We start from the raw sequence: 4,156 nt of genomic DNA on the forward strand, positions 1-4,156 counted from the left end.
CCCCGCCGCTGAGGCATTTACGCAAGACTTCCCCCTAGCAAGACCGCCGGCTATCCCCTAGATTTCCAATCAGTTAATCTTCGCAGGCCTTTTGGGGGAGCTCGCGTGCAGAAAATTGCCTATGCCGCCCTTTTGATCCTGATGCTGGGCCTCAGCACCGGCTGGATTGTGGGAGGCTGACCGCATGGCACAGCGTTTCGGCGGCAAATACAGCCCGGACGGAAAGTCTGACTCGCAGAGCGCAGCGCCTGCGCCATCTTTCCGCAATGCCCAGGTCGACCCCGTGGGTGTGCGCGCGAACCTGATGTTTGTGCCGCCCGCCATCCTGACGCTGCTTTCGCTGAATGACGGCGCAACAGGGCTCGCCTTGGGCCTGGCGGGCGCAGGCCTCTGGACCGGCGGCGCCTTCCTGCTGCGCGAGGGGCTGAAAGCGCAGGCCGCCTTTGATGCCCGCAAAGTGGCCCGCAAACCCGCCCTGCCCCGCAAGATTCTGGCGGCATTGCTGGCCGGCACGGGCGCTGCGCTGGCCGCCTGGAAGGCAGAGCCTGGCATCCTGATTGCCGTCATCTATGCTGCGGCAACCGCGGGCCTGCATATCACCGCCTTTGGCATCGACCCGCTGCAGGACAAGGGGGCCGAGGGCATCGACGAGTTTCAGCAGTCCCGTGTCGCCCGCGCTGTGGATGAGGCCGAAGAGAGCCTGGCCGCGATGAAGGACGCCGCGCTGCGTGCCCGGGACCGCCGGGTCGAAGCCCGGGTGGAGCAGTTTCAGGCGGTGGCCCGCGACCTGTTCCGCACGGTCGAGGAAGACCCGCGCGACCTGACCGCAGCCCGCAAATACCTGACGGTCTATCTGCAGGGCGCCCGCGATGCGACGGTGAAATTCGCCGACATCTATGCCCGCAGCCAGGACACTCAGGCCCGCGCCGACTACATGGCGCTGCTGGACGACCTGGAACAGAACTTTGCCGCGCGCACCCGCAAAATGCTGGTCGAGGACCGCGCGGATCTGACCATTGAAATTGATGTGCTGCGCGACCGGCTGCAGCGCGAGGGGGTCCATTTGGGCCAAAACTGATTAGTGAGGAAGCCGTTCATGTCCGAAGCCATTCAACAAAAAGCCGCCGAAGCCGAAGCCCTGGTGCAGGAAGTCACGGCCATCGAACTTCCAGAACCCGTGGCCGAAGTGCAGCCGCTGGAGCAGGCCGACGCCCAGGCCAGCGAGGCGATCCGGGTGCGGATGGATCAGATCGACATGGCCGATACCAATTCGATCATCCATTTCGGCTCTGCCGCACAGTCAGAACTGCAAACGATCAGCCAGGCGATGCTGTCGGATGTGCGCAACAAGGATGTGGGACCTGCGGGCGACAGCTTGCGCAATATCGTGACCACCATCCGCGGCTTTTCGGTCTCGGAACTGGATGTGCGCCGCAAGCCGACCTTCTGGGAACGGCTGCTGGGCAAGGCCGCGCCTTTTGCCAAGTTCACCGCGCGCTATGAAACCGTGCAGGGGCAGATCGACAAGATCACCGATGACCTGTTGGGCCACGAGCATACGCTGCTAAAAGATATCAAGTCGCTCGATATGCTCTATGAAAAGACGCTGAGCTTCTATGACGAGCTGGCTCTGTACATTGCCGCGGGCGAGGCCAAGCTGGCAGAGCTGGACAGCACCGCGATCCCCGCCAAGGAGGCCGAAGTGCAGGCCGCCGCCGAGGAGGACCAGGTGATGAAGGCGCAGGAGCTGCGCGACCTGCGCGCTGCCCGCGACGATCTGGAGCGCCGGGTGCATGACCTGAAGCTCACCCGCCAGGTCACCATGCAGTCCCTGCCCTCGATCCGGCTGGTGCAGGAGAACGACAAGTCGCTGGTGACCAAGATCAATTCGACCCTGGTGAACACCGTGCCGCTGTGGGAGACCCAGCTGGCGCAGGCGCTGACGATCCAGCGCTCGGCCCAGGCGGCGGCTGCAGTGCGCGATGCCAACGACCTGACCAACGAACTGCTGAAGTCCAACGCTGCCAACCTGCGCCAGTCCAACGAAATGATCCGCCAGGAAATGGAGCGCGGCGTGTTTGACATCGAAGCGGTGAAACAGGCCAATGCCGATCTCATTGGTACCATCCAGGACAGCCTGCGCATCGCTGATGAAGGCAAAACCAAGCGCGCCGCTGCCGAGGCCGATCTGCAGAAGATGGAAGCCGAGCTGCGCGACACGCTGGCCGCCGCCAAGGCGCGCCGCGACGGCGTCGGCGACAACGCCGGCACCGCGGTCCCGAACTGACCGGAGTGGCTTGGCGGCTTGCACATACGGGTGTTCTGAAAACAAGCGCCGGCCTGCTTGGAGCGGCGGCTCTGTCGGCGTGCCTGCCCTTTGCCCAGCCTGAATCGCTGGTGCCGCAGGCCCGTCCGGCGCAGCCTGAGCCCGCAGTATACAAACCCTCTGCCGACAGCGCCCAGCTGGCCTATTACTATAACGCCCTGCAGCGCGACCTGCTGACCCGCGGGTTGCTGCGCACCGATGGCGGCGGGCCGGACACGCCTTATGACGCCGAGGATCTGGCCGACAGCTTCGAGGCGCTCGCGTTTTATGACGAATACGGCGGTTCCGGCATCTCCGGCGGCCTGGGCCGCTGGGCGGGTCCGGTGCGGATTGTCTCCGAATTCGGGCCTTCGGTGCCGCCCGCGCGGCGCGAAACGGACCGGCAGACGGTTACCGACTTTGCGGCGCGGCTGGCCCGGATCACCGGCCATCCTGTCAGCACAGTGGCAGCGCGTGCGAATTTCCATGTGATTTTTGCCAGCCTCGACGACAGCGCCTTTGTGGCCGAACGGGTGCGCGAGCTGCTGCCGTCGATCAGCGCCAAGGATCTGTCGCTGCTGGCAGCGCCGCCGCGCAGCTACTATTGCCTGGTGGTGGCCGGCGGGCCGCAGGGCGATCCGCTCTCCTATACCCGCGGTGTCGCGCTGATCCGCGCTGAGCACCCGGACCTGGTGCGCAAAAGCTGCGTGCATGAGGAAGTGGCGCAGGGGCTCGGCCTCAGGAATGACAGCCCGCGGGCGCGGCCCTCGATTTTCAACGACGACGACGAATTTGCTCTGCTGACCAGCTTTGACGAAAAACTGCTGCAGATGCTGTATGATCCTAGACTGAAGACGGGGATGAGCCTGGAAGAGGCCCGCCCCGTGATCCGCATTCTCGCCCGCGAGGCGATGGGCCAGGAACTGTAGGCCGCCACATGAAGAGGACCTGACTGATGGGTATTTTTGATTTTCTCAAAGGCGAATTCATTGATGTCATTCACTGGGTGGATGACACCCATGACACCATGGTCTGGCGGTTCGAGCGTGAAGGCCATGAGATCAAATACGGCGCCAAGCTGACGGTGCGCGAGGGCCAGGCGGCGGTGTTTGTGCATGAAGGCCAGCTGGCGGATGTGTTCACGCCGGGTCTCTATATGCTTGAGACCAACAACATGCCGATCATGACAACGCTGCAGCACTGGGACCATGCCTTCCAGTCGCCGTTCAAGTCGGAAGTCTATTTTGTCGACACCACCCGCTTCAGCGACCTGAAGTGGGGCACCAAGAACCCGATCATCTGCCGTGATCCGGAGTTTGGCCCGGTGCGCCTGCGTGCGTTCGGCACTTATACCATCCGGGTGGCGGATCCGGCGCGGTTCCTGACCGAGATCGTTGGCACTGATGGCGAGTTCACCATGGACGAGATCTCTTATCAGATCCGCAACATCATCGTGCAGGAGTTTTCCCGCGTGGTGGCCGGCTCCGGCATTCCGGTGCTGGACATGGCGGCGAACACCGGCGACCTGGGCAAGCTGGTCGCTGCAGAGATTTCCGGCACGCTGGCGGACTACGGGCTGTCAATGCCGGAACTCTACATCGAAAACATCTCGCTGCCGCCTGCGGTGGAGGAAGCAATGGACAAGCGCACCCAGATGGGTGTGCTGGGCGATCTCGGCCGCTACACCCAGTTCTCGGCTGCCGAAGCGATGACCGCGGCGGCGCAGACCCCGAACAGCGGCATGGGAGCCGGCATGGGCATGGGCATGGGCATGGCGATGGCCCAGCAGATGGGGCAGCAGTTTGGAACCGGGGCAGCGGGTCAGCCCGCAAGCCCCTGGGGCGCCCGCCC

The 4,156-nt window shown here is 64.0% G+C and carries 4 protein-coding genes; all 4 read left to right on the forward strand.

Going from position 1 to position 4,156, the window contains the following annotated elements; genetic code table 11:
* Positions 1–184: 184 nt before the first annotated feature.
* Positions 185–1,078 (forward strand): 5-bromo-4-chloroindolyl phosphate hydrolysis family protein, encoded by an 894-nt coding sequence (locus tag RA20_RS23260; RefSeq protein ID WP_039134785.1) that lies wholly within the window; start codon positions 185–187, stop codon positions 1,076–1,078.
* Positions 1,079–1,096: 18 nt separating this feature from the next.
* Positions 1,097–2,287, forward strand: a complete 1,191-nt coding sequence (locus RA20_RS23265; RefSeq protein WP_039134788.1) for a toxic anion resistance protein — start codon at positions 1,097–1,099, stop codon at positions 2,285–2,287.
* 5 nt (positions 2,288–2,292) lie between these two features.
* Entirely contained in the window at positions 2,293–3,234 is a 942-nt protein-coding gene (locus RA20_RS23270; RefSeq protein ID WP_446720165.1) for a DUF2927 domain-containing protein, read from the forward strand.
* Positions 3,235–3,260: 26 nt separating this feature from the next.
* The coding region (locus tag RA20_RS23275; RefSeq protein WP_039134791.1) for an SPFH domain-containing protein at positions 3,261–4,156 on the forward strand (896 nt) is incomplete at its 3' end.

The organism is Leisingera sp. ANG-Vp, assembly GCF_000813725.1.
Classification (GTDB): domain Bacteria; phylum Pseudomonadota; class Alphaproteobacteria; order Rhodobacterales; family Rhodobacteraceae; genus Leisingera.

Coding starts and splice junctions, on each gene's coding strand:
- RA20_RS23260 (WP_039134785.1), top strand. CDS start 185: ATGGCACAGCGTTTCGGCGGCAAATACAGCCCGGACGGAAAGTCTGAC.
- RA20_RS23265 (WP_039134788.1), top strand. CDS start 1,097: ATGTCCGAAGCCATTCAACAAAAAGCCGCCGAAGCCGAAGCCCTGGTG.